The sequence below is a fragment of the Peptoclostridium sp. AF21-18 genome (genome assembly GCF_003478825.1).
Taxonomy (GTDB): domain Bacteria; phylum Bacillota; class Clostridia; order Peptostreptococcales; family Peptostreptococcaceae; genus Peptacetobacter.
On the sequence record NZ_QUGE01000004.1, the window covers coordinates 52,146 to 76,314 of the forward strand.

20 protein-coding genes, 1 tRNA gene, 3 rRNA genes and 1 other annotated feature are annotated in these 24,169 nt (G+C 34.7%); of the genes, 2 read left to right on the forward strand and 22 right to left on the reverse strand.

Features of this window, described 5'->3' with window-relative positions; all coding sequences use genetic code 11:
• Positions 1-163 precede the first annotated feature (163 nt).
• Positions 164-1,531 (forward strand): UDP-N-acetylmuramate--L-alanine ligase, encoded by a 1,368-nt coding sequence (gene murC, locus DWX74_RS03355; protein ID WP_006441151.1) that lies wholly within the window; start codon positions 164-166, stop codon positions 1,529-1,531.
• 47 nt (positions 1,532-1,578) lie between these two features.
• Here murC and DWX74_RS03360 read toward each other — a convergent pair whose 3' ends face one another.
• The 10 genes from DWX74_RS03360 to metG form a co-directional block, all read right to left on the reverse strand.
• Positions 1,579-2,382 (reverse strand): hypothetical protein, encoded by an 804-nt coding sequence (locus DWX74_RS03360; RefSeq protein ID WP_118548707.1) that lies wholly within the window; start codon positions 2,380-2,382, stop codon positions 1,579-1,581.
• Between the two features lie 39 nt (positions 2,383-2,421).
• Positions 2,422-3,282 (reverse strand): 16S rRNA (adenine(1518)-N(6)/adenine(1519)-N(6))-dimethyltransferase RsmA, encoded by an 861-nt coding sequence (gene rsmA, locus DWX74_RS03365; RefSeq protein WP_118548708.1) that lies wholly within the window; start codon positions 3,280-3,282, stop codon positions 2,422-2,424.
• Between the two features lie 51 nt (positions 3,283-3,333).
• Positions 3,334-3,870 (reverse strand): ribonuclease M5, encoded by a 537-nt coding sequence (rnmV, locus tag DWX74_RS03370; RefSeq protein ID WP_006441148.1) that lies wholly within the window; start codon positions 3,868-3,870, stop codon positions 3,334-3,336.
• A gap of 34 nt (positions 3,871-3,904) precedes the next feature.
• Complete coding sequence (locus DWX74_RS03375; RefSeq protein ID WP_118548709.1) at positions 3,905-4,921, reverse strand: Gfo/Idh/MocA family protein; 1,017 nt, start codon at positions 4,919-4,921, stop codon at positions 3,905-3,907.
• A 185-nt stretch (positions 4,922-5,106) separates the two neighbouring features.
• Positions 5,107-5,553, reverse strand: coding sequence for a PTS sugar transporter subunit IIA (locus DWX74_RS03380; RefSeq protein WP_118548710.1), 447 nt, complete (start codon positions 5,551-5,553; stop codon positions 5,107-5,109).
• Positions 5,538-6,191 carry an HAD family hydrolase gene (locus DWX74_RS03385; protein WP_118548711.1) on the reverse strand — a complete coding sequence of 218 codons (654 nt, stop codon included), beginning with the start codon at positions 6,189-6,191 and terminating at the stop codon, positions 5,538-5,540. Before DWX74_RS03385 ends, DWX74_RS03380 begins: the two co-directional genes overlap by 16 nt.
• Before the next feature lie 76 nt (positions 6,192-6,267).
• A complete protein-coding gene (locus tag DWX74_RS03390) occupies positions 6,268-7,233 on the reverse strand; it encodes a type I phosphomannose isomerase catalytic subunit (protein WP_118548712.1) in 966 nt (321 codons plus the stop codon).
• Between the two features lie 46 nt (positions 7,234-7,279).
• On the reverse strand, positions 7,280-7,588 hold the full coding sequence (locus DWX74_RS03395; protein ID WP_118548713.1) for a PTS fructose-like transporter subunit IIB: 309 nt from the start codon (positions 7,586-7,588) through the stop codon (positions 7,280-7,282).
• A 366-nt stretch (positions 7,589-7,954) separates the two neighbouring features.
• Positions 7,955-8,725 carry a TatD family hydrolase gene (locus DWX74_RS03400; protein WP_040410742.1) on the reverse strand — a complete coding sequence of 257 codons (771 nt, stop codon included), beginning with the start codon at positions 8,723-8,725 and terminating at the stop codon, positions 7,955-7,957.
• Positions 8,726-8,741: 16 nt separating this feature from the next.
• A complete protein-coding gene (gene metG / locus DWX74_RS03405; protein WP_118548714.1) occupies positions 8,742-10,676 on the reverse strand; it encodes a methionine--tRNA ligase in 1,935 nt (644 codons plus the stop codon).
• Between the two features lie 71 nt (positions 10,677-10,747).
• Positions 10,748-10,973, reverse strand: a binding site (T-box leader).
• Between the two features lie 392 nt (positions 10,974-11,365).
• On the opposite strand from metG, the gene DWX74_RS03410 reads away from it, so the two are divergent.
• Complete coding sequence (locus tag DWX74_RS03410) at positions 11,366-11,818, forward strand: Lrp/AsnC family transcriptional regulator (protein WP_118548715.1); 453 nt, start codon at positions 11,366-11,368, stop codon at positions 11,816-11,818.
• An 88-nt stretch (positions 11,819-11,906) separates the two neighbouring features.
• Here DWX74_RS03410 and DWX74_RS03415 read toward each other — a convergent pair whose 3' ends face one another.
• From DWX74_RS03415 to DWX74_RS03470, 12 genes are all read right to left on the reverse strand, one after another.
• Positions 11,907-12,611, reverse strand: a complete 705-nt coding sequence (locus DWX74_RS03415; protein ID WP_118548716.1) for an HD domain-containing protein — start codon at positions 12,609-12,611, stop codon at positions 11,907-11,909.
• Between the two features lie 33 nt (positions 12,612-12,644).
• Positions 12,645-13,478, reverse strand: a complete 834-nt coding sequence (gene rsmI / locus DWX74_RS03420; RefSeq protein ID WP_118548717.1) for a 16S rRNA (cytidine(1402)-2'-O)-methyltransferase — start codon at positions 13,476-13,478, stop codon at positions 12,645-12,647.
• Positions 13,479-13,534: 56 nt separating this feature from the next.
• Complete coding sequence (locus tag DWX74_RS03425) at positions 13,535-14,290, reverse strand: tRNA1(Val) (adenine(37)-N6)-methyltransferase (protein ID WP_006441137.1); 756 nt, start codon at positions 14,288-14,290, stop codon at positions 13,535-13,537.
• A 104-nt stretch (positions 14,291-14,394) separates the two neighbouring features.
• Positions 14,395-15,267 (reverse strand): PSP1 domain-containing protein, encoded by an 873-nt coding sequence (locus DWX74_RS03430; protein ID WP_118548718.1) that lies wholly within the window; start codon positions 15,265-15,267, stop codon positions 14,395-14,397.
• Positions 15,264-16,208 (reverse strand): DNA polymerase III subunit, encoded by a 945-nt coding sequence (locus DWX74_RS03435; protein WP_286164177.1) that lies wholly within the window; start codon positions 16,206-16,208, stop codon positions 15,264-15,266. The genes DWX74_RS03430 and DWX74_RS03435 overlap by 4 nt, the downstream gene beginning before the upstream one ends.
• Before the next feature lie 13 nt (positions 16,209-16,221).
• Positions 16,222-16,896 (reverse strand): dTMP kinase, encoded by a 675-nt coding sequence (locus tag DWX74_RS03440; RefSeq protein ID WP_118548720.1) that lies wholly within the window; start codon positions 16,894-16,896, stop codon positions 16,222-16,224.
• Positions 16,897-16,960: 64 nt separating this feature from the next.
• Positions 16,961-18,457, reverse strand: coding sequence for an aminotransferase class I/II-fold pyridoxal phosphate-dependent enzyme (locus tag DWX74_RS03445; protein WP_118548721.1), 1,497 nt, complete (start codon positions 18,455-18,457; stop codon positions 16,961-16,963).
• A gap of 39 nt (positions 18,458-18,496) precedes the next feature.
• A 5S ribosomal RNA gene (rrf, locus tag DWX74_RS03450) occupies positions 18,497-18,613 on the reverse strand.
• A gap of 68 nt (positions 18,614-18,681) precedes the next feature.
• Positions 18,682-21,583: ribosomal RNA gene (locus DWX74_RS03455) — 23S ribosomal RNA — on the reverse strand.
• Between the two features lie 103 nt (positions 21,584-21,686).
• A tRNA-Ala gene (locus DWX74_RS03460) sits at positions 21,687-21,762 on the reverse strand.
• A gap of 52 nt (positions 21,763-21,814) precedes the next feature.
• Positions 21,815-23,315: ribosomal RNA gene (locus tag DWX74_RS03465) — 16S ribosomal RNA — on the reverse strand.
• Together the 16S, 23S and 5S rRNA genes with 1 tRNA gene alongside form the textbook arrangement of a ribosomal RNA operon.
• Positions 23,316-23,577: 262 nt before the next feature.
• Entirely contained in the window at positions 23,578-24,162 is a 585-nt protein-coding gene (locus tag DWX74_RS03470) for a precorrin-2 dehydrogenase/sirohydrochlorin ferrochelatase family protein (RefSeq protein ID WP_118548722.1), read from the reverse strand.
• Positions 24,163-24,169 lie beyond the last annotated feature (7 nt).

The window sequence follows — 24,169 nt, forward strand, 5'->3', positions numbered from 1 at the left end:
ATGCACAACAAATTTACTTGTGATATAATAATTACTATGTTGATAATACAGTTTTGTTTTTTGTATAATTTCTTGTGTTCGAGAAATATCGCACATTATCTTATTATATCACAAAAACGTTCGATTGTATTACTTTATATATAAAGAAAGGGTTGTTTTTATCATGAATATACATTTCATAGGAATCGGCGGAATCAGTATGAGTGCATTAGCTGAAATCTGCCTTAATAAAGGATATCATGTTTCAGGTTCTGACTCTCAGGAATCACCTATGACAGAAAAACTTAGAAACCAAGGTGCTGAAATATTTATAGGACAAAGAAAAGAAAATATTTCAGACGATGTAAACATGGTTGTTTATACAGCTGCTATACACCCTGATAATGAAGAGCTTATGGCTGCTAGAAAGAAAAATAAACTAATAGTAAATAGAGCTGCTTTTTTAGGCCAGATAATGAGAGAATATAAAAACTCTATTGCAGTATCTGGTACTCACGGAAAAACATCTACAACATCAATGCTTTCAGCTATATTTGAATATGCTGACTTAGATCCTACAATACTTGTTGGAGGAAACTTAAGTATGATAGGTGGTAATGTCAAAATAGGACATTCTAATCACTTTATAACAGAAGCTTGTGAATACGTAGATAGTTTCCTAAACTTCAATCCAAAAATATCTATAGTTTTAAATATAGAAGAAGACCATCTTGACTATTTCTCAGGAATAGATGAAATCAAAGCTTCATTCAATAAATTTGGTAAGCTTTTACCTCCTGATGGATACTTCATAATAAATGGAGATGATGAAAACACAGCTGATATACTTTACGATGTAAAAGCTACAGTTATAAAATACGGTAGCAATAAAGATAACGATGCTGTAATCAAAAATATAGAATTTGATGAACTTGGATGTGGTATATTCGATTTAGTTTACAATGGAGAAGATTTAGGCAAATTTGAATTATCTGTTCGGGGGCTTCACAACATATACAATGCTGTTGCAGCAATAATAACTTCTATAGTATCTGGTATAGATGTAGAAACTATAAAAAGAAATATTAAGAAATATAGAGGTGTTGGAAGAAGATTTGAGTTTAAAGGAAAATACAACGGAGCAACTATTGTAGATGACTACGCTCACCATCCAACAGAACTAAAATCTACTCTTTCTACAGCTAAGAGAATTAAAAAGAATAGATTATGGTGCATATTCCAACCTCATACATATTCAAGAACTAAATCACTACTTAATGAATTCTCAGATGCTTTCTTCGCAGCTGATAAAGTTATCGTAACTGATATATACGCAGCTAGAGAAACTGACCCTGGTGATATTCACTCTACAGATTTAGTTGAAAAACTATATCACAACAATATAGATGCTAAGTACATAAAAGAATTCGACGATATAGTAGAATATCTTGCTGACAATGTAGAACCAGACGACTTTGTAATAACTGCAGGTGCTGGTCCTATATTTAAAGTTGCTGAAGCTCTTGTTGCTAAGGGAAATCAAAATAAATAACAAAAAATCAAAGGAGCAATCGAATTTTTTCGATTACTCCTTTTTTATTACTCTTTAAATATATTCTCTTTTATATATTTGTACATATCATTGTAAACTTCATAGTAAGCCACGTATTCCCCATTTTTACCAGAGATTATTTTTATATAATTAGGTCCCATAGTATCAATTCTTATACTAAATCCTTCTCCATCTATATAAACGCTGTAGTTATATTTGCTCTTATCTCTCGCTTTTTCTGGCTGAACTTTTCCGACATGTCTTTTGTATCTCATCTTACTCACAAGATTATTGTACTTCCATTTATGGATATTTTTAACATCCTGTCCTTTAGAAATATGTACACTCTTCCATTTCTTGTCATTTATTGCAAAATCAAAAGAAGTATAAATACTTTCATTTATTACCTTTTCAAAATCCTTCTTTTGAGAAACAGGAATTTTGTAGAACTCTTCCTTCTCTACTGTGTATACTTTTAAGAAATCTAAATCTGTAGAAAATTTAATCCCATTTGAAGAATATCCACTATATGTAGGCTCAAACGAAATAGCATTTCTAACTCTGCTAAATTCATTAAAATAGTATTTATAGTCTGTCCAACGATCTTTTTCTATTTTTATATTGGTATCCGTTTTTTTGTCTGAAATATATACCTTTCTACTAGACTCTAGCTGTGATAATAGAGGTAATGTGCTATCCGCCACATTTTCCTCCCGCACAAGTTTGTTATCCTCTTCTTTTGTGTCGATTTTAGAGGCTGCAAAAAATCCTATTATATATATACTAAAGAACGCAATTAATCCTACAACTATGTAAAATCTTAACTTTGATTTCTTTTTTTTAGTAGCCAATATGCCTCCCCCCTTCTAAAAACATCCTTTTGGGGAATGTTATATATTTTTGTTTATTATATTAGAAAGGTTAGCAAATTCTTCTATGCTAAGAGTTTCCCCTCTTCTTTTTTCGTCTATTCCAGCTTCTGCAAGTACCTCTTTTATTTTAGCTTTGTCTAAAACTCCCATACTTGATAGTGAGTTTAAAAGAGTTTTTCTTCTCTGACCAAAAGCTGCCTTAACAGTCTTAAAGAATAACTGCTCATTGTCAGCCTTGTATTTTTTCTCTTCTCTTATGTGTAGTCCTATAACTGTAGAGTCTACCTTAGGCTGTGGTATAAACATATGTCTTGGAGCTTTTGCAACTATTTCAGTATCGCAGTAGTACTGAACTGCAACAGATAGTGCTCCATAATCCTTTGTAGATGGTACTGCATTCATTCTATCTGCAACTTCCTTCTGAACCATTACAACTATATCTGTAACAGGTATATCTTCTTCTAAGAATTTCATAACTATTGGGGTAGTTATGTAATATGGAAGGTTTGCAATTAATTTTACAGGACCTCCAGAAAGTTTTTCATCTACTAATTTGTTTATATCAACTTTTAGTATATCTTCGTTTACTACTTCTGTATTATCAAAATCTGCTAAAGTTTCTTTTAATATCGGTATAAGGTTTTTATCTATTTCAACAGCTACAACTTTTTCAGCTCTTTTAGCCATTTCTCTAGTAAGTGTACCTATTCCTGGTCCTACTTCTATTACCTTGTCCCCTTCTTTAACTCTAGCTCCATCTATTATCTTGTCTATTACATTATCGTCTATTAAAAAGTTCTGTCCTAATGATTTTGAAAATTTAAATCCGTGTTTGTCTACTATATCTTTTGTCGCTCTATGCGATGAAAGTCTATCCATAAATTCCTCCTAATTTTTATAAATTTTGTCCTTAATCTGAACAATCTCTGATTATTTTTCTATTTCTTTTAATGCTTTTTCAAATTCTTCTCTTGTCACACCGTAGTTGTTTAATCTACTTAAAAACTGCTTAGCATTTCCATAGCCTATTCCTAAAAGCTGTCCCATTTTATCTCTTCTAAATGAAGCATCGTCATTTCCTATTAATCCATTTAAAAGTAAATCTTTCTGTGAAAATTCATTTCTATTTTCTGTGCTTTCAGTTCTAACTCTTTCAAGTGCAGCTCTTATGCTCTCTGGAGTAGCATTTTCTATACCTATATCGCCGTCTTTTTTAGCTTCTTCTCTAGGTAAGAATGCGTGCTTACATCCTGGAACCTCCGCTGTTATTGTTTTTCTAATTTTTTCTCCAGCAAAATCTGGATCAGTAAATATTATTACTCCTCTTCTTTTCTGAGCTTCTTTAATTCTCTCCATTACTCCTTTTGGAAATCCAAATCCACCAGTTGTAATAAGCTCAGCATCTACTGCTCTCTTTACAGCAGTAACGTCATCTCTTCCTTCTACTACTATTATTTCTTTTATCATATTTTCTTCCTTACTATTTTATTTTTTATGACTATTAATTTTCGTCTGCAGGATATACTAAGTCTATCTGTCTTCTAACTTCATCCATTATTTCCATAACGATTAAAGTATTTTCTAATGTGTTTATATCAGACTCTTTCTTTCCTTCTCTTAAAGATTTCATAAATTCTTTAACAGCAAAATATATACTATCTACTTCAAATTTTTCATCCTTTTCAACTTCTAACTCAGCTGTTATATCTTCTACTCCACCTTTTCTGTACTCTACTCTTACATCTCCAAATGTACTTATCTTATCTACTACAATGCTTCCGTCTTCTCCCTGGATTTCTGTAGGTATATTAGAATGAGTAATTTTTGAATATCTTATATCCGCTAACATATCATCGTATTCAAGAATTATACTTCCTTCTCCATCTACACCAGTAGATAATTTTACAGCATTTGCTTTTAAGCTATTTGGTCTTCCGAATAAATTTACCATTGGATGTATGCAGTAAACTCCTATATCCATAAGTGCTCCATTTGATAATTCTCTTTTAAATGCATTTAAAACTATACCTTCTTTGAATTTATCGTATCTTGATGAATACTGGCAGTAGTTTGCAGAGTATCTTCTTATAGTGCCTAGTTTGTCTAAGTTATTTTTAACGCTCTGGAAGTTAGGAGTACAAGTAAGTCTCATTTCTTCCATAAGTAAAACATTGTTTTCTCTTGCACATTTTACCATTTCCTCTGCATCTCTTTTGTTTGTAGCAAATGGTTTTTCACATAGTACATTTTTGCCGTTGTTCATGCACAGTATAGCTTGTTCTTTGTGCATAAAGTTTGGTGAAGCTATGTATATCGCATCTATCTCGTCACATTTTGACATAGCATCTAAATCATCAAAGAATAACTTTGCTCCATGCTTTTTACCAAATTCTTCCGCTTTTTCAATGCTTCTTGAATAAACAGCCTTTATTTCAAATCCATCCAGTTTTTTTCCAGCTTTTATAAACCACTCTGTTATAGCACTAGTTCCTACTACACCAAATCTAACTGTTGTCATATTTATTCTCCTTTTTAGATATTTATTTAATTTATTTTAGTTTTTCAATTTTAGTCAAATCTCTTTAGTTACATTATTATATTATAACACTACTAAGCCATTTCAAGCATTATTATATTGTTTTCTTTAGCAAAAAATAAGAAATCACCTGCTGTAATTCTATATTTACACAACAGGTGACTATTTTATTCTTCTATTTTTTTATTTAATAACTCTAAGAGTTCTTTTTCTTTTAGGTTTTTAACGCCTTCTCTAAAATCTTCATGCATAAGTAGTCTTGATAGTTTTGCTAATATTTTTAGATGAAGATTATCTTTGCTTTCTTTTGGGACAGCAATTAAAAATATCGTATCAACTTTTTCTTTTTTAGCTGTCCAATCTATACTGTTTTTAAGTCTAGATATTGCTACACAAGGTCTATTTACTACCATACTTTGACTGTGTGGCAATCCCATTCCATAGCCTATATAAGTTGGGTACTTGCTTTCTCTTTCTACAACATCTTTAAAAAACTGTTCTTTATCGTTAAGATAATTTTCTTGTTCCAATTTTTCTATTATACACTCTATTGCTTCTTCTTTTAAATCTGCTTTTAAATCATATAGTATTAAAAAATCTATTTTTTCAGCCATGCTTCCACGTCCTCTAAAGAATCCATTACTTTAAATATCATTTCTTTCATCTCTTCATCCGGCTTTTTATAATCTGGAACCATTATACATCTAAATCCACCTTTGTAAGCAGCTTCCACTCCAGATTTTGAATCCTCTATTACAATACATTCTTCTGGTTTAAGACCTAATTTTTCAGCTGCTTTTAAGAATATCTCTGGATTTGGTTTAGATTTATTTACTTCATCTCCACAGATTACACAATCAACCATTTCATCGAAATGTAAAAACTTCATTCTATTCGCCATCTTCCATCTAGCTGTAGATGTTGCAATTGCGCTTTTATATCCATTTTCTATAAGGTATTTTAAAAGACTTTCAAATCCTTTTTTAACACCTGGTTTGTTTTCTTCTAAGTAATCAATAACTGCTTGACCTTTTTCTAAATAATAGTCTTTAATCGGTACATCTTCACCATATATTTCTTTAAGACATTTAAGAGTTTCTTCACTATTTTTTCCCATAAGTAAGATATGTTTTTCTCGATCCATTTCAATTCCATGGCTCTTTAATGTTTTTTCCCAAAACATTAGTGAAAGTGTTTCTGTATCAAGGATTACACCATCCATGTCAAATATTACACCTTTTACGTCGTTCATATTCCACCTCTTTAATTGAAAATCTCCCTAGTATCTAGGATATTAGGGAGATTTCATTATTTATATACTATTTTTATTACACTCTTGATAGTATGAATTCACATTTTCCTTCTACTGAATATTTTCCATTCTGAGCTGGTATAAATATACTATCACCTTTTATAAATTCTAATTCTGTATCTCCCATAACTAGTTTTCCGTTTCCTTCTGTTATGATTACAGAGTTGAATGATTTTTCATCTATTTCTACTTCTGCTTTAGTTTCTACTTCATATTTTAGAGTAGTGAAGTATTTACATTCACTTAATAATACTCTTGTGTATCCGTCGAATTTTTCTAATTCTCCCATTGGTTCTGCACTCTTAGCATTTGGAGTAAGATTTGTTACATCTATCGCTTTATCTACATGTAATTCTCTTGGTTTTCCATCTGCTCCAAGTCTACCGAAGTCGTACACTCTGTAAGTTGTGTTTGAATTCTGCTGTATTTCGCATATTACAAGACCTGCACCTATAGCGTGTATTGTTCCACTTTCTATGAAGAATACATCACCTTTTTTAACTTCAACTTTGTTTAATACTTCTAGTATTGTGTCATTTTTTATTCTATCAGCAAATTCTTCTTTGCTTATTTCTTTATTTACACCATAGTATAAAGAAGCTCCTTCTTCAGCTTCTAGTACGTACCACATTTCTGTTTTTCCGTATTCTTTTTCAACTCTTAATGCGTATTCATCATTTGGGTGAACCTGTATAGAAAGTGATCCTTTTGCATCTATGAATTTTATAAGTATTGGGAAGAATTCAAAACTATCGCAATTAGTTCCTAATCCTTTAGCACCTAATTTTTCTACATATTCTCCAAATTTTAATCCTTTAAATTCTCCAGAATCAATTATACTCTGTCCATTTTTGTGGTTTGATAATTCCCAGCTTTCTGCTATTTTATCGAAGTCACAATCTTTGTTGTACTCATCTCTTAATTTTGTACCACCCCATAAGTAATCCTGGAATGCTGGTTTTAATTTTACTGGTTTTAACATGGCAGTTCTCCTTTAGATTTATTTTAATATAATTTATTTCATATAATTACTTAAACGTACTTATGATTTTTTTCATTATAACATCTGCTTTTTTGATAACATCAGATGTACTCATTCTAATAACTTTCTTTCCTTCAAATCTATGCTCATTTATTATCGGCATATCATTTGTAAGAATAACACATACTGCATTATCTATATCTTCTTGAACTAGCTCATTTTCAATACCAATAGAGCCTTGTGTTTCAACAGATATATCAATATTATACTTCTTTGCCACTACCTCTAATGCTTCGGCTGCCATATAAGTATGAGCTATCCCAGATGAACATGCTGTCACTGCTACAACCTTCATACAAATACCTCTCTCCTATCTCAATTATCTATTATACTATCTAAACTATTATAACTCTAACAAACCCTTTTTTCTACACATCTACAATATTTATAAATAGTATAACGTTTCCAATTTTTTGAAACAACAAATTAATTTGCATCGACAATTCCTCAAACTCCTAGCATATTACAGAAATTCGCTCGGAATATAAATAAAATTAAATTGTGGTTTACTATCGGCAAAGAAAAAGACTAGTTTAACCTTTAGCGACAATCTGGAGACGCTTGACTTCTTCTAAATGTGTTACAAGAACAAAGTCAAGCGTCGAAGCCTGGAGCCTAAGGTTAACTAGTCTTTTTCTATTGGCAATAAACAGCCTTAGTTTTATTTAATTCCGAAGAATTTCATTGCATTTTCTTTTGTTACTCTACATACCTCTTCATAAGATATTCCTTTTTCGTAAGCTATTTTTTCAGCTACAAAAGTTACTAGTGAAGGGTCATTTCTCTTTCCTCTATGAGGAACTGGAGCCATGTATGGAGAATCTGTTTCTATCATAAGTCTTTCAAGAGGAATTTCTCTAACTACCTCAACTGTCTTTCTATTATTTTTGAAAGTAACAGTTCCTGGTATTGAAAGATAGCATCCCATCTTAACATATTCTCTTGCAAGCTCAACTTCTCCACTATAGCAGTGAAGTAGACATCCTGTTTCAGCTGCCTTTGTTGATTTTATTATTTCCATTGTATCTCCATGAGCATCTCTGTCATGTACGATAAATGGTAATTTTAATTCATTGGCAAGCTCAATCTGTCTTTTAAACCATTTTTTCTGAGTTTCTCTAGGAGATAAATCGTAGTAATAGTCTAATCCTATTTCCCCTATAGCAACTACCTTTTCATTTTCTAAAGCATATTTTCTTAATAATTCTATATCTGCTTCAGTCATATTTTCAACGTCGTGTGGATGTACTCCAACTGCGGCGTATATAAAGTCATGTTTGTTGGCTAGCTCTATAGCAGTTTTAGATGTTTCCATATCAGCACCTGGGTTAACTACATAGTCTAGTCCTTTTTCTTTTAAAGACGCTATCACTTCTTCCCTATCTTCATCGAAGCTTTCGTCATTTAAATGTGCATGTGAGTCAAATAACATTTTTAATTTCCTTTCATTAGCATACTTCACAGCCTGGTTTTGCATCCTGAGCTGTTGGTATTACAAGATCGTCTCCATCATCTCCTGCAGCAAGTATCATTCCTGCAGATTCTACTCCTCTAAGTTTAACTGGTTTTAAGTTGCAAACAACTATTACTTTTTTACCAACCATTTCTTCTGGTTTGTACCATTTAGCTATTCCAGATACTATCTGTCTTGTTTCAGCACCTAGATTAACCTGAGATACTAATAATTTGTCTGCTTTTGGATGTTTTTCACATTTAACTATTTCACCAACTCTAAGTTCTACTTTATCAAAGTCGTCTATAGTTATCTGTTCTTTATGTTCTAGAGGTTTTACTTCTTCTTTTTTAGGAGCGAACATTTTTTCTAATTCTTCTATTTCTTTTTCAACGTCTAATCTTGGGAATAAAGCTTCACCTTTGTGTACTTTTGTTCCAACTTTTATTAAGCCGAATGATTTAACACTTTCCCAATTAGTTATATCTTCCTGTCCAGCTATTCCTAACTGATCGTATATTCTGTTAGCAGTAGTATTCATTATTGGGTTTATAAGTGTTGCTATTATTCTTATAGATTCACATAAGTTGTATAATACTGTGTTTAATTCTTCTTTTTTAGCTTCATCTTTAGCTAAAGCCCAAGGCATAGTTTCATCTATGTATTTGTTAGTTCTTCTTACTAATTTCCATACTGATTCTAGTGCTTCGTGGAACTGTAAAGCATCCATCTGAGCTTCAAAATCTTTAACTGATGCTGCAGCCTGTTCTTTTAATGATTCATCAAATTCAGTAGCTACTGTAGCTTCTGGTATTAAACCTTCATTGTATTTTTCTACCATTGCAACTGTTCTACTTACTAAGTTTCCTAAATCATTAGCTAAGTCAGAGTTTATTCTGTTTATGAAGTTTCTATTAGTGTAGCTTCCATCCTGACCAAATGAGAATTCTCTAAGTAGGAAGTATTTTAATGCGTCTACTCCATATCTTTCTATCATTGGACCTGGGTAAACAACATTACCTTTTGATTTACTCATTTTATCGTCGTCGAATAATATCCATCCATGTCCGTATACCTGTTTTGGTACTTCTAGTCCAAGTGCCATAAGTATAGCTGGCCATATTATTGTATGGAATCTTGTTATTTCTTTAGCTGTTAAATGAACTGATGCTGGCCAGTATTTTTTGAATTCTTCATCGTTATCAGTCATATATCCTAAAGCTGTTATGTAGTTGCAAAGAGCGTCAACCCATACATATATAACGTGTTTTTCATCGAATGGTACTGGTATACCCCAGTCAAATGTAGTTCTAGTTACACATAAATCTTCTAGTCCTTTGTCTAAGAAGTTAGAAACCATTTCATTTCTTCTTGAAACTGGTAGACAGAAGTCATCTCTTTTGAATAATTCTTTTAATCTATCTTCGTATTTAGATAGTTTGAAGAAGTAAGCTTCTTCTTTTGCTACATAAGTTTCTCTACCACAGTCTGGGCATTTTGTTCCATCTATTAACTGAGATTCAGTCCAGAAACTTTCACATGGAGTACAGTATCTACCTTCGTAAGTACCTTTGTAGATATCTCCCTGTTCATATAATTTAGTGAATATTTTCTGTATTATTTCTGTATGTCTTGGTTCAGTAGTTCTTATGAAATCATCATAAGATATATCTAATTTTTTCCATAAAGCTTTTATATCAGCAATCATTCCATCAAGATATTCTATTTCAGTCATTCCTGCTTCTTTAGCTTTTTTCTGTATTTTTTCTCCATGTTCATCTGTTCCTGTTAGGAATTTTACATCGTATCCACAGAAACGTTTAAATCTAGCTATTGCATCTGCTGCAACAGTAGTGTAAGTATGTCCAATGTGTAATTTACCACTTGGATAGTATATTGGTGTTGTTACATAAAAAGTTGGTTTGCTCATGATTTTCCTCCTGTATATTGTTTATATTTTTCGTTTTCGAGAATAAAATAAAAAACACCCCTATGATTTCTCATAGGGGCGATTGTATTCGCGGTACCACCCTAATTTATCCACAATATCTACAAATAGTGGATATCTCAAGTGGACTGTAACGTGTCCAAACGTTTAGGCCTTACATATATGCTCGACCAAAAAGCTCCAAGTCCATATTCAGAATATCGTCAAAACACCAGCTTTCACCTAATCTGGCTCTCTGTAGAATTACTCTATTCTTACTATTCTCTTCATCGCTTTTAATTTATTGAATTCTTTTACAATTACTTTAATTTTATCCAATTTATCAGCTATTGTCAATTTATTTATCTTTACAACTATGCAAAATAGAAATACTTTTTCTTTTAAAAATGAATGTCATTTTTCAAAATTTTTATTTCATAACCAATTACTTGTAATATCAAAGGTTTTTTTATATTTTTTTAAATTTTTTTACTTTTTTCTTCAAATTACTCTTGAAACTTTATAAATATTATGCTTTATTATAATTATAGGGGTTATTTTTTTTACATATCTAACAATAAATACTTAATTTATCTATCTTTTATTTATTTTTGCATATTAAAGCTTTATAAATCAAAGGACGTTGTTACAAGATATTATAGGTATATAAATTATACAAAGGAGGAGTGTTTATGGAAAACACAGTTAAAAAATTAGACGAAACAGATAAAAAGATAATTGAAATACTTCAGGAAGATGGTAGAATTTCTATGAAGGATTTAGGTAAGCTTATTGGCTTAACTTCTCCAGCGGTTTCAGAGAGAATAAAAAGACTTGAAAACTGTGGTATAATATCTGGCTATAAAGCAATAATAAATCCAGATGCTCTTGGAAGAAATATAAAAGCATTTATACATATTTCACTTCCTGGTAGCCAAAGTTATGCTGAATTTTTAGAAAATGCAAAAAGCGACCCAAGAATAGTTGAATGCCATCATATAACAGGCGATGACTGCTCTCTTTTAAAAGTTCTTGTACGTGATATGCAGGAATTAGAAAATGTTATAGACAGCATCAAAAAAATAGGTTCAACAAAAACATCTGTTATATTATCAACTCCTATACAGGCAAAATCTATTCTATAATTAATTTATTTTTAATTTGGATATTAAAAAAGCTGATGAAATCATCAGCTTTTATTTTTTGTCCATTTAATTTTATTTATTCACTTTACTATTCTGATTCTTCATCAAATCTGTAGTAATAGCTTGTAAGAGCATAGTCTATATACGTTCTAAGAACACCGTAGTTTTCATTTTCGTATATTAGCCTTCTGGTGCATACGACATCTGAATAACCTATAATCATAACACCAGCTACATCAGCTCCAACTTTTCTGAATGCTTTATAAAGTACTTTTTTGCCCATATTGTCATTCTTATAAAATTCTAGTAGCATCATATGATATTCTATGTATTTGTGTACTATTTTTTCTGCTTCTTCGCTTATTCCAAAGTCGGCAATAACATCGTGAAGCATGTTTGCTCCAAGCTTTTCATGACCTTTAAAGTGAGCATTTCCATCTTCTCCAATAGTCATACTTTTAGGTTTTCCCATATCGTGTAAAAATGTCGCTAGTTTTAAAAGTTCGACTTTCTTAAACTCATCATCTACTTGCGTTTCAATATCATCTCTTACAAATTCTACAAGATGATTTGGGAAAAATCGTTCATTTATAACTTTTTCAAGCTCTTTTAAAGCATTCATTGAATGGGTAAAGCTGTCTACAACATGATATCTACATTTCCCAATTTTTTTCATTTCTATTATGTGTGGAAATATTTTTTCTAATTCTCCATCTTTATCCATCTGCTCTATAATTTCAGAAGTATTTTGTGCTTTTAATGCTTCAAGAAATTTCCTTCTTATTTTTTCCATAAAACCACCTCAAATCGTATTAGACGGTTTATTTTATAAATCTAGTACCTGTTTATAAACTATATCTTTCTTTAGCTTTCTATCCTTGCATACTATTTTTATAGCGTCTTTTTTATTTATACCCTCTTCCATTAATTGGATAACATATTCTCTTTCACTTAAATCGTCGTATTTTCCTATTTCTTCTACTTCACCTGAAAATCCTTCTACAATTAGAACGAATTCTCCTTTTACTTCTCTATTATTGAAAATTTCTATAACAGTTTCTATATCTTCTCTAATTATTTCCTGATATTTTTTAGTAAGTTCTCTGTTTACAGCAATTTTTCTATTTCCAAGATATTTTAGCATATCCTTTAAAGTTTCTTTTAATCTGTGTGGAGATTCATAGAATATTATTGTTCTTTTTTCATTTTTTATTTCTTCTAATCTTTTTCTTCTAAGTTTTTTATCTCTGTCTAGAAATCCTTCAAATACAAATTTGTGTGTATCCATTCCAGATCCAACAAGTGCTGTTACAAATGCAGTCGCCCCAGGAAGTACTTCTATTTCTATGTTATTTTCTATAGCTTCGGCGATTATATCCTGTCCCGGATCTGATATTCCAGGCATTCCTGCATCACTTATTAAAGCTATGTTTTCTCCTTCTAATAATTTTGTTATTAGATATCCTCCTTTTGAATCTTTGTTATGCTCATGATAACTTGTAAGAGGTTTTGATATATCGAAGTGATTTAAAAGCTGTAAACTATGTCTTGTGTCCTCCGCTGCTATTAAATCAACTTCATTTAGTATTCTCAATGTTCTATATGTAATGTCTTCTAAGTTCCCTATTGGTGTTGGGCATATGTATAATTTTCCTGCCATTTTTGTCTCCTTTTTACAAATTTTTTATTCAAATTTTCTATATCTGCAAAGTTGGCCTATCTACTAGGAGTCTTGTAATCCTCTGAGTAGATGTCCAGTATTTCTTGAGTGTAGTTTCCTTCATTATCATATACATAAAGAGGATCCATTATTTTCAAGTCTGGTTTTCCTCCTTTTGTAAATTCAACTAGCAGTAGATTTGGCGCTTTATCTGCTCTAGGATGTATAAATCTCATTATCTTAGGCTCTAATCTATACTTTCTACCTATTGTAACTATATCTATAAGTCTTGTAGGTCTATGTATCATAAAGAATTTTCCTCTTTCTTTTAGAAGTATTGACGCAGCCTTTATAACATCATCTAGATTGCATTTTACCTCGTGTCTAGATATCATCTTTTTATCATTTGGATTTTTTACACCTTCACTATGCATATACGGAGGATTTGATGTTACAACATCAAATGTATTTTGAGGAAGTACTTCTTTTATTTCTTTTAAGTCAGCATTTACTATCTCTATTTTATCTTCTATTTCATTCATTTTTACAGTTCTCGATGCCATTTCAAAGACTTCTTCTTGTATTTCAACACCGTATATTTTTTCTACATTGTTTTTCCCGTATATTATAAGAGGAATTATCCCCGTTCCTGTCCCTAAGTCAGCTACTCTTGCTCCATTTTTTACCCTAGCAAAGTTTGCAAGTAGTACTGCATCAGTTCCAAAGCAGAATCCATCTGTATTCTGAATTATTTTAAGACCTTTTAACTGTAGGTCATCAACTCTTTCCTGTTCTTTTATCTCAACATTCATTGAAAAGTTTTCCTTTCACAATTTTATTATCTTTTTTAAAATTTAGTTTAAAAAAACTGCCCAAGTTTAAAGAGTATTCTCTTTTGGGCAGTTTAAATCGTAAGCTAGTCTTCTAGTCTTTTTAATTCTTTCATTGTTTCGGCATCTATATATTCGTTATTTCTTTCTCTTCTAGGTTCTTTTAGTATTTGTACATCGTCTTTTAGATAAACTCTTATGGTCTTATCTTGGAATTCTACTCTAACTTGTTCAAGAAGAGGATTTACTTCTATTACCTTACCTTTTCCTTCAGAAGTCTGAACTAATGCTCCAACAACTGGTAGTTTTTCAAGTGCTTCTGCATATACATCGTGCTCGTATTTTAAGCAGCAGAATAATCTTCCACATATTCCAGATATTTTTGTTGGGTTTAAAGATAAGCTCTGATCTTTTGCCATTTTTATAGAAACCGGCTGGAAATCTCCTAACCAAGCTGAGCAGCAAAGTTTTCTTCCACAAGGTCCAAGACCACCTATTGATTTAGCTTCATCTCTTACACCTATCTGCCTTAATTCTATTCTTGTTTTGAATATAGATGCTAAATCTTTTACAAGTTCTCTGAAATCTATTCTTCCCTCTGCAGTGAAGTAGAATATAAGTTTATTTCTGTCAAATGTGTATTCACAATCTATAAGGCACATTGTAAGTCCATGTTCTTTTATTTTTTCCTGGCATAATACAAATGTTTCTTTTGCCTTTTCTTTGTTTTCATTGTATACTTTTTTGTCTTCTTCCGTTGCAATTCTTATTATCGGTTTTAATGGAGATACTAGTTCTTCTTCTGATATCTCTTTTCCTCCAACTACAACATGTCCAAATTCAAGACCTCTAGCTGTTTCAACTATTACATCCTGATTTATTTCTATATCAAGTCCAGCTGGGTCAAAATAGTAAATTTTGCCAGCTTTTTTAAATCTTACTCCTACTATTTTTATCATTTAATCACCTCGTATATATTTAAAAACATAACTTGCATACTCATTTTAAAGCTACAAAATCCTTTTAGCTTCTTTTTGGTATCTTCTATTATATCAATAATTTTAGCTATTTGAGAACCATTTATTTTTTCAGACATATTCTCAATAAATGTTATTCTATCTGTATTTATAAGAAGATTTATTCCTTCTTTAAACATTATTATATCTCTAAAATAGTTTACCATAATATCTAGGAAATTCATAATCTGTTTTTCATATTTTTCAACACCATCGGCTAGTCTTTCTATGTCTAGTTTTTTCTTTTCTGATATTATGGATATACAATTCTGTATAAACTCTCTCATCTCTTTAAATTCCTCATCATTAGCAAGCTCTATTGCTCTAGTTATGCTTCCTTTTGAGAAGTTTGCACACATTTTAGCATATTCTTCGTCTAGTCCTAGATTTTCTATTAGATGATTTTTTACTATATCATTAGATAGTGGAACAAATTTTACTATGTCACACCTAGATTTTATAGTATTTAGAAGAGCTTCTTTATTTTCTGCTATTAGGATAAATATCGCATATCCTGGAGGTTCCTCTATCGTTTTTAATATTGCATTTTGAGCTTCTTCACTCATTAATTCTGCATTTTCTATTATATATATTTTATAGTCTGAAATAGGCTTTTCGTATACATCCTCTTTCATTTTTCTTATTTTTTCTATTTTTATTCTGTGCGATCCTTCTTCTTTAGCTATTACGTTAAAGTCTGGACTGTTTTCTGGAGATACTCCTATAAGTATTTTGGCAAATTCTCTAGCAAAAGTCTTTTTACCTATGCCTTTTATTCCCTCGAATATATACGCATTGTTTAGCATGTTTTTATTCATTGCATTTGTTATATATCTTTTTGCAAAGTCTTGTCCTTTTATTTGGTCAAAATACAATCGAGTCACCTCCATTTTTTATTTATAGTATATTTTTTACTATTTCATATATTTCATTGCTTATATCTTCTATTGTTCTAAGTTGTTCATTCTCTACACATTCAACTCGTTTCCAATTATACTTATCCGCTATATAAAGAGAGTTGTTGTATGTTTTTTTAAGATAGTTTTTATCGCTTTCATGTATATCTTTTTCATCTTCACCTGTAAATTTGTTTTTTCTGTTTTCCATTAGCTTTATGCTGTAGTCAACTGGTACATTTAAGAAAATCACTTCATCAGGTCTAGGAATTTTGAATAGATTATATTCGTAATCTTCTAGCCAATCTAAATACTTGTCACGTTCTTCTATTTCCATTTTAGAGGCTTGATGAACCATATTTGATGTTGTATATCTATCAGCAATTACTATTCCCCCTGAGCGGTAAAATTCCTCCCATTCAGTTTTAAATGAAGCATATCTATCAGCTGTGAAGAATGTAGAAGCTATGTAAGCATCTACATCATCTGCATTTTTCCCAAAGTCACCTCTTAAGTACATTTTTACAAGTGTAGATGATTCTGATTTATAGTTTGGATATTCTACTTTTCTTACATTGTATCCATCTGCAGTTAATTTTTTTAGTAGTTCTTCAGACTGTGTAGCCTTACCACTAGCATCTGAACCACTCTCTATTATTATTAGTTTTCCGTTCATTTTTAACATCTCCGTAGCAATTTATTTTAGATATTTTATTTATATCTATTTTCTACGGCAATTTTTATTCAGCGTCGATTATCTGTATATACTCGAATTTTGAGTCTTTTACTCCTGTTATTTCCATACCTTCTTTTTTACAATATTTTAGATAATCCATTATTTTTTTAGGAATTATCTCTCCAGCAGCAATCATACATACTCCTGGTGGATATGGGACTATATTTTCTCCGCAAATTTTTCCAATTGCCTCTTCTATTTTAACATTTTTTTTTGCTTTTTTATAGTAGAATGCCTCCCTTGGAGTTAGTGCCATCTGTGGAATTAGCTCATATGGATAATCTACTGGCTCAATTTTTTTGAGATTTTCTTTTAATGATTTTTTATATATTTTTATAAGTGCATTTTCAAGTTTTTCAAAGTCCTGTTTTTCATTTCCTATTGTAGTTATCATAAGTATTCCTGAATAGTTTGATAACTCAGCTTGTATATTATGCTCTTTTCTAAGTATTTCTTCAAATTCGTATCCAGTTAATCCTACTTCTAAGCTTGATATAAATACTTTTGTTAGATCATTTTCATTATGTATATTGAAAAACTCTACGTTTTTATTTTCTAATTTATTTGTATCCTCTTTTATTTTATCTATATTTTTCTTAAACTCATCTATATTTTCTAAAAGCTCTTCCATCAATTCTTTTCCGTATTTTTCATATATATCAACTGCAATTTCTAATGACTGCATTAATATATACGAAGGACTTGATGTTTCAGTCATTTTAAGCATTTTTTCTATTCTATCTGTATCCACTCTTCCGCTTTCCAACGCATCTTTTGATATATGCATCATAGAAGATTGTGTAAATGCTGGTAGTGTTTTATGTGTACTCTGTATGACTATATCTGCACCACATTCCAAGGCAGTTTTAGGAAGCTTTTCACTAAGCCCTAAATGAGCTCCATGTGCCTCATCTATTATAACTATAATACCTTTGCTGTGAGCATAGTCTATCATTTTCTTAAGTTCAAATGTTATCCCATAGTATGTTGGATATGTTAAGAAAAGTACTTTTGCATCTTGATTTTCATCTATTTCTTTTTTTACATCATGAAATGAATTTCCTCTTTGAATATTTGTGTATTTATCTATTTTTGATTTTATATATATAGGAACTATATCACCTAATATGCATCCATTTACCGCAGATTGATGAGAGTCTCTACTAAGAATTAACTTGTCTTTTGGAGAACACATTGCCATTATAGCTGCTTCAATACCACATGTACTTCCATTTATTAAATAATATGTTTTGCCACTTTTAAATACTTTCTGCGCCCTTAATATACTATTCTTTATTATATCTTCTGGTGAATGTAAATTATCCGTTCCTGGAATTTCTGTAGTATCATTTTTATAAAGGTTCTCTAGTCTATTAGTATATTCTAATTTATTATAAAGCTTTCCATTTTTATGTCCTGGCATATGAAACGATACTACTTTTTCATCTACTATCTTATTTAATCCATTATTTATAAAAAGTTCATTATTATTTTTATTCATAGATTTGCCCTCAATTAATTTTTTGTAAAAAAAAAGATTACGTGGCTACGTCCTACTCTCCCAGGGGCCTTCGCCCCAAGTACCATCAGCGATAGAGAGCTTAACTTCTGTGTTCGGAATGGGAACAGGTGTATCCTCTCTTCTATAATAACCACATAATCTTTATTTTCAGAGATTGTACTCTGAAAACTACATACATATTAATCAAATCACCAAATATTTTCTTGGTCAAGTCCTCGACCTATTAGTATCGGTAAGCTGCATACATTACTGCACTTCCACCTCCGACCTATCAACCACGTAGTCTTCATGGGGTCTTACTTCCGAAGAATGGGAAATCTTATCTTAAGGCTGGCTTCGCGCTTAGATGCTTTCAGCGCTTATCCGTTCCGTACATAGCTACCCAGCCATGCCTCTGGCGAGACAACTGGTACACCAGCGGTACGTCCACCCCGGTCCTCTCGTACTAAGGGCAGATCCTCTCAAATTTCCTACGCCTGCGACGGATAGGGACCGAACTGTCTCACGACGTTCTGAACCCAGCTCGCGTACCACTTTAATGGGCGAACAGCCCAACCCTTGGGACCTACTACAGCCCCAGGATGTGATGAGCCGACATCGAGGTGCCAAACCTCCCCGTCGATGTGGACTCTTGGGGGAGATAAGCCTGTTATCCCCAGGGTAGCTTTTATCCGTTGAGCGATGGCCCTTCCACTCAGAACCACCGGATCACTAAGTCCGACTTTCGTCCTTGCTCGACCTGTATGTCTTGCAATCAAGCTCTCTTATGCCTTTACACTCTATGCACGATTTCCGACCGTGCTGAGAGAACCTTTGAGCGCCTCCGTTACCTTTTGGGAGGCGACCGCCCCAGTCAAACTGCCCGCCTGACAGTGTCCCAAGACCTGATTCAAGGCCTCTGGTTAGAGTCCCAGTACTACAGGGGTGGTATCCCAACGGTGGCTCATCCAAAACTGGCGTCCTGGAATCAAAGCCTCCCACCTATGCTGTACATGTAGTACCAAGACCCAATGCCAAGCTACAGTAAAGCTCCATGGGGTCTTTCCGTCCTGTCGCAGGTATCCGGCATCTTCACCGGAATTACAATTTCACCGAGTCTGTTGTTGAGACAGTGCCCAAATCGTTACGCCTTTCGTGCGGGTCGGAACTTACCCGACAAGGAATTTCGCTACCTTAGGACCGTTATAGTTACGGCCGCCGTTTACTGGGGCTTAAGTTCACTGCTTCGATTGCTCTAACAGATCCCCTTAACCTTCCAGCACCGGGCAGGCGTCAGCTCCTATACATCGTCTTGCGACTTAGCAGAAACCTATGTTTTTGGTAAACAGTCGCTTGGGCCTATTCTCTGCGGCCATCTTTCGATGGCACCCCTTATCCCTAAGTTACGGGGTCATTTTGCCGAGTTCCTTAACAACAGTTCTCTCGCTGGCCTTAGGATACTCTCCTCACCCACCTGTGTCGGTTTGCGGTACGGGCGCCTTTAAACTCGATAGAGACTTTTCTCGACAGTGTGAATGCAGATGCTTCGCTACTAAATTTCGCTCCCCGTCACACCCCAGCATTATATCCGTGGATTTGCCTCCGGATACTGCCTCAGTGCTTGGACGTGCATAACCAACAGCACGCTCATCCTGTCCTACTGTGTCATCCCATTTCTCAAACGCTTATTGGCGGTACAGGAATTTCAACCTGTTGTCCATCACCTACGCCTTTCGGCCTCGGCTTAGGTCCCGACTAACCCAGGGAGGACGAACCTTCCCCTGGAAACCTTGGGTTTACGGCCTGTGGGATTCTCACCCACATCTCGCTACTCATGCCAACATTCTCACTTCTTTACAGTCCACATGTCCTTACGGTCATGCTTCTGCCCAGTAAAGAAAGCTCCCCTACCCATCATAAATGATGCCGTGGCTTCGGTAGTAGGTTTTAGCCCCGGAAATCTTCGGCGCAGGATCACTCGACCAGTGAGCTATTACGCACTCTTTGAATGAGTGGCTGCTTCTAAGCCAACATCCTGGTTGTCTGTGCAATCCCACATCCTTTACCACTTAACCTACATTTGGGGACCTTAGCCGACGGTCTGGGCTGTTGCCCTCTCGACCGTGAATCTTATCACCCACGGTCTGACTCCCAGATAAAAGATGACGGCATTCGGAGTTTGATAGTCTTCGGTAGGTGCAATACCCCCTAGGACATTCAGTGCTCTACCTCCGTATCTCTGAATCTGAGGCTAGCCCTAAAGCTATTTCGGGGAGAACCAGCTATCTCCGGGTTCGATTGGAATTTCACCGCTATCCACAAGTCATCCCCGAGCTTTTCAACGCTCGTGGGTTCGGTCCTCCACGAAATTTTACTTTCGCTTCAACCTGCTCATGGATAGGTCACCCGGTTTCGGGTCTACGTCATGCAACTAAACGCTCAGTTAAAACTCGCTTTCGCTGCGGCTGCATACTTGAAGTACTTAACCTTGCTGCATAACGTAACTCGTTGGCCCGTTCTACAAAAAGTACGCGGTCACACAAGAAATGTGCTTCCACAGTTTGTAAGTACAGGGTTTCAGGTTCTATTTCACTCCCCTCCCGGGGTTCTTTTCACCTTTCCCTCACGGTACTATGCGCTATCGGTCACCGGGTAGTATTTAGCCTTGGAGGGTGGTCCCTCCTGCTTCCCACGGGGTTTCACGTGTCCCGTGGTACTCTGGATCATATCGGAAGTCTTCTCACTTCGACTACAGGGCTGTTACCTTCTGTGGCGGAGCTTTCCAAAACTCTTCGTCTGTAATAACCTCTTCCTGATGATATGTCCGCAACCCCTAAGAAGCGAACTTCTTAGGTTTGGGCTGTTCCGCGTTCGCTCGCCGCTACTAGCGGAATCGAATTTCTTTCTCTTCCTTCGGGTACTTAGATGTTTCAGTTCCCCGAGTTCCCCTCAACGAGCTATGTATTCACTCGAAGATACCATGACATTACTCATGGTGAGTTTCCTCATTCGGAAATCTATGGATCAAAGTTTACGTGCAACTCCCCATAGCTTATCGCAGCTTATCACGTCCTTCATCGGCTCCCGGTGCCAAGGCATCCGCCCTGCACCCTTAATAACTTGACCAGTTACATTTGTCATTTTTTAGTAAGGTTGTCGTCCTTATTTATCATATTAAGGAAATAAATGATGTCATATCATAATATATATGTAGTTTTCAAAGTACAAATGGTGGAGATGAGGAGATTCGAACTCCTGACCCCTTGCTTGCAAGGCAAGTGCTCTCCCAACTGAGCTACACCCCCATATTAAGTTTGTATAAACTTTCAAAACTGAACAGCAGATAATTCTCCCTAGAAAGGAGGTGATCCAGCCGCACCTTCCGATACGGCTACCTTGTTACGACTTCACCCCAGTTATTGATTCCACCTTCGACGACTTCTCCCAAAAGGTTAGATAGTCGGCTTCGGGTGTCTCCAACTCCCATGGTGTGACGGGCGGTGTGTACAAGACCCGGGAACGCATTCACCGCAGCATTCTGATCTGCGATTACTAGTAACTCCAGCTTCATGTAGGCGAGTTTCAGCCTACAATCCGAACTGAGAATGGCTTTAAGGGATTTGCTCCACCTCACGGCTTGGCTGCCCTCTGTACCACCCATTGTAGCACGTGTGTAGCCCTAGGCATAAGGGGCATGATGATTTGACGTCATCCCCACCTTCCTCCAGGTTATCCCTGGCAGTCTCTCTAGAGTGCCCAACTAAATGATGGCAACTAAAGACAAGGGTTGCGCTCGTTGCGGGACTTAACCCAACATCTCACGACACGAGCTGACGACAACCATGCACCACCTGTCACTTCTGTCCCCGGAGGGAAAGAGGAGATTAGTCCTCGGTCAGAAGGATGTCAAGCCTAGGTAAGGTTCTTCGCGTTGCTTCGAATTAAACCACATGCTCCGCTACTTGTGCGGGTCCCCGTCAATTCCTTTGAGTTTCACACTTGCGTGCGTACTCCCCAGGCGGAGTACTTAATGCGTTAGCTGCGGCACCGAAGGGGGTAACCTCCGACACCTAGTACTCATCGTTTACAGCGTGGACTACCAGGGTATCTAATCCTGTTTGCTCCCCACGCTTTCGTGCCTCAGCGTCAGTTACAGTCCAGAAAGCCGCCTTCGCTACTGGTGTTCCTCCCAATATCTACGCATTTCACCGCTACACTGGGAATTCCGCTTTCCTCTCCTGCACTCAAGTCAGACAGTATCAGGAGCTTACTACGGTTGAGCCGTAGCCTTTAACTCCTGACTTGAAAGACCGCCTACGCACCCTTTACGCCCAGTAAATCCGGATAACGCTAGCCCCCTACGTATTACCGCGGCTGCTGGCACGTAGTTAGCCGGGGCTTCCTCCTCAAGTACCGTCATTATCTTCCTTGAGGACAGAGCTTTACGACCCGAAGGCCTTCATCGCTCACGCGGCGTTGCTGCATCAGGCTTGCGCCCATTGTGCAATATTCCCCACTGCTGCCTCCCGTAGGAGTTTGGACCGTGTCTCAGTTCCAATGTGGCCGATCACCCTCTCAGGTCGGCTACTGATCGTCGCCTTGGTGGGCCGTTACCCCGCCAACAAGCTAATCAGACGCGGGTCCATCCTGTACCGAAAAATCTTTGATATAAAAGTCATGCGACTCTTATATATTATCCCGTATTAGCATACCTTTCGGTATGTTATCCGTGTGTACAGGGCAGGTTACCCACGCGTTACTCACCCGTCCGCCGCTCTCTCCGAAGAGATCGCTCGACTTGCATGTGTTAGGCACGCCGCCAGCGTTCATCCTGAGCCAGGATCAAACTCTCAAATAAAAATAGTTTGTTGAAACCTAAATTTCAATTTAAATCCGCTCAGATGTTATCTCAAAATATCTGGCATGGTTTGTATGGCGTTCGAACTATTTGTTCGAACTAAATATATCTGCTGTTCAGTTTTCAAAGTTCATTTAAAACTTTCGTTTTATTTTTTATTTTCTTGCCCTCTCTCAAGGACAAGTATTATAATATCAGCTTTTACATTTTGTGTCAACACTTTTTTAAAACTTTTTTTAAAAAACTCTCATAAACAATTGATTTATATATTTTTTTCAATTTCTTTTAACTCTTCTATATCCAGTTCTACCAATGCTTTTAAAACTTTTTTTCTTTCTATTTTATCTTCATATTTTTTTATAATTTTTTCTCTCAGTTCCCCCAGCAAATCTACATACTCAGCAAAAGACTCATCATAAATTTCTTCTAAATCTCTTCTAATTTTTGCAGATAAAGCTGGAATTTTTCCTCCAGTAGATATTCCTATCAATAAATCTCCTCTTTTTACATAAGAAGAAACAGTAAAATCAGATAAATCTCTGCTATCTACTACATTTATCAATTTAGACTTCTTTCTACATATACAAGCAATTTCCTCATTAACCTCTTTATCATCAGTAGCAGCTACAACTATATCAAACTTATCTATATACTCCTCTTTAAAAATATCATTTATTAAATCTACTTTATTTCCAAGCTCTAAAAATCTACTGTCAAAATCTGGAGCTAAAACAGTAACGCTTTTTCCAAAATCTAAAAAATTCATACACTTTCTCAGCGCTACATTACCTCCACCGACTATTATTATCTCCATATTATCTAAATTCAAATTTACTGGATAAAACAATAACTTC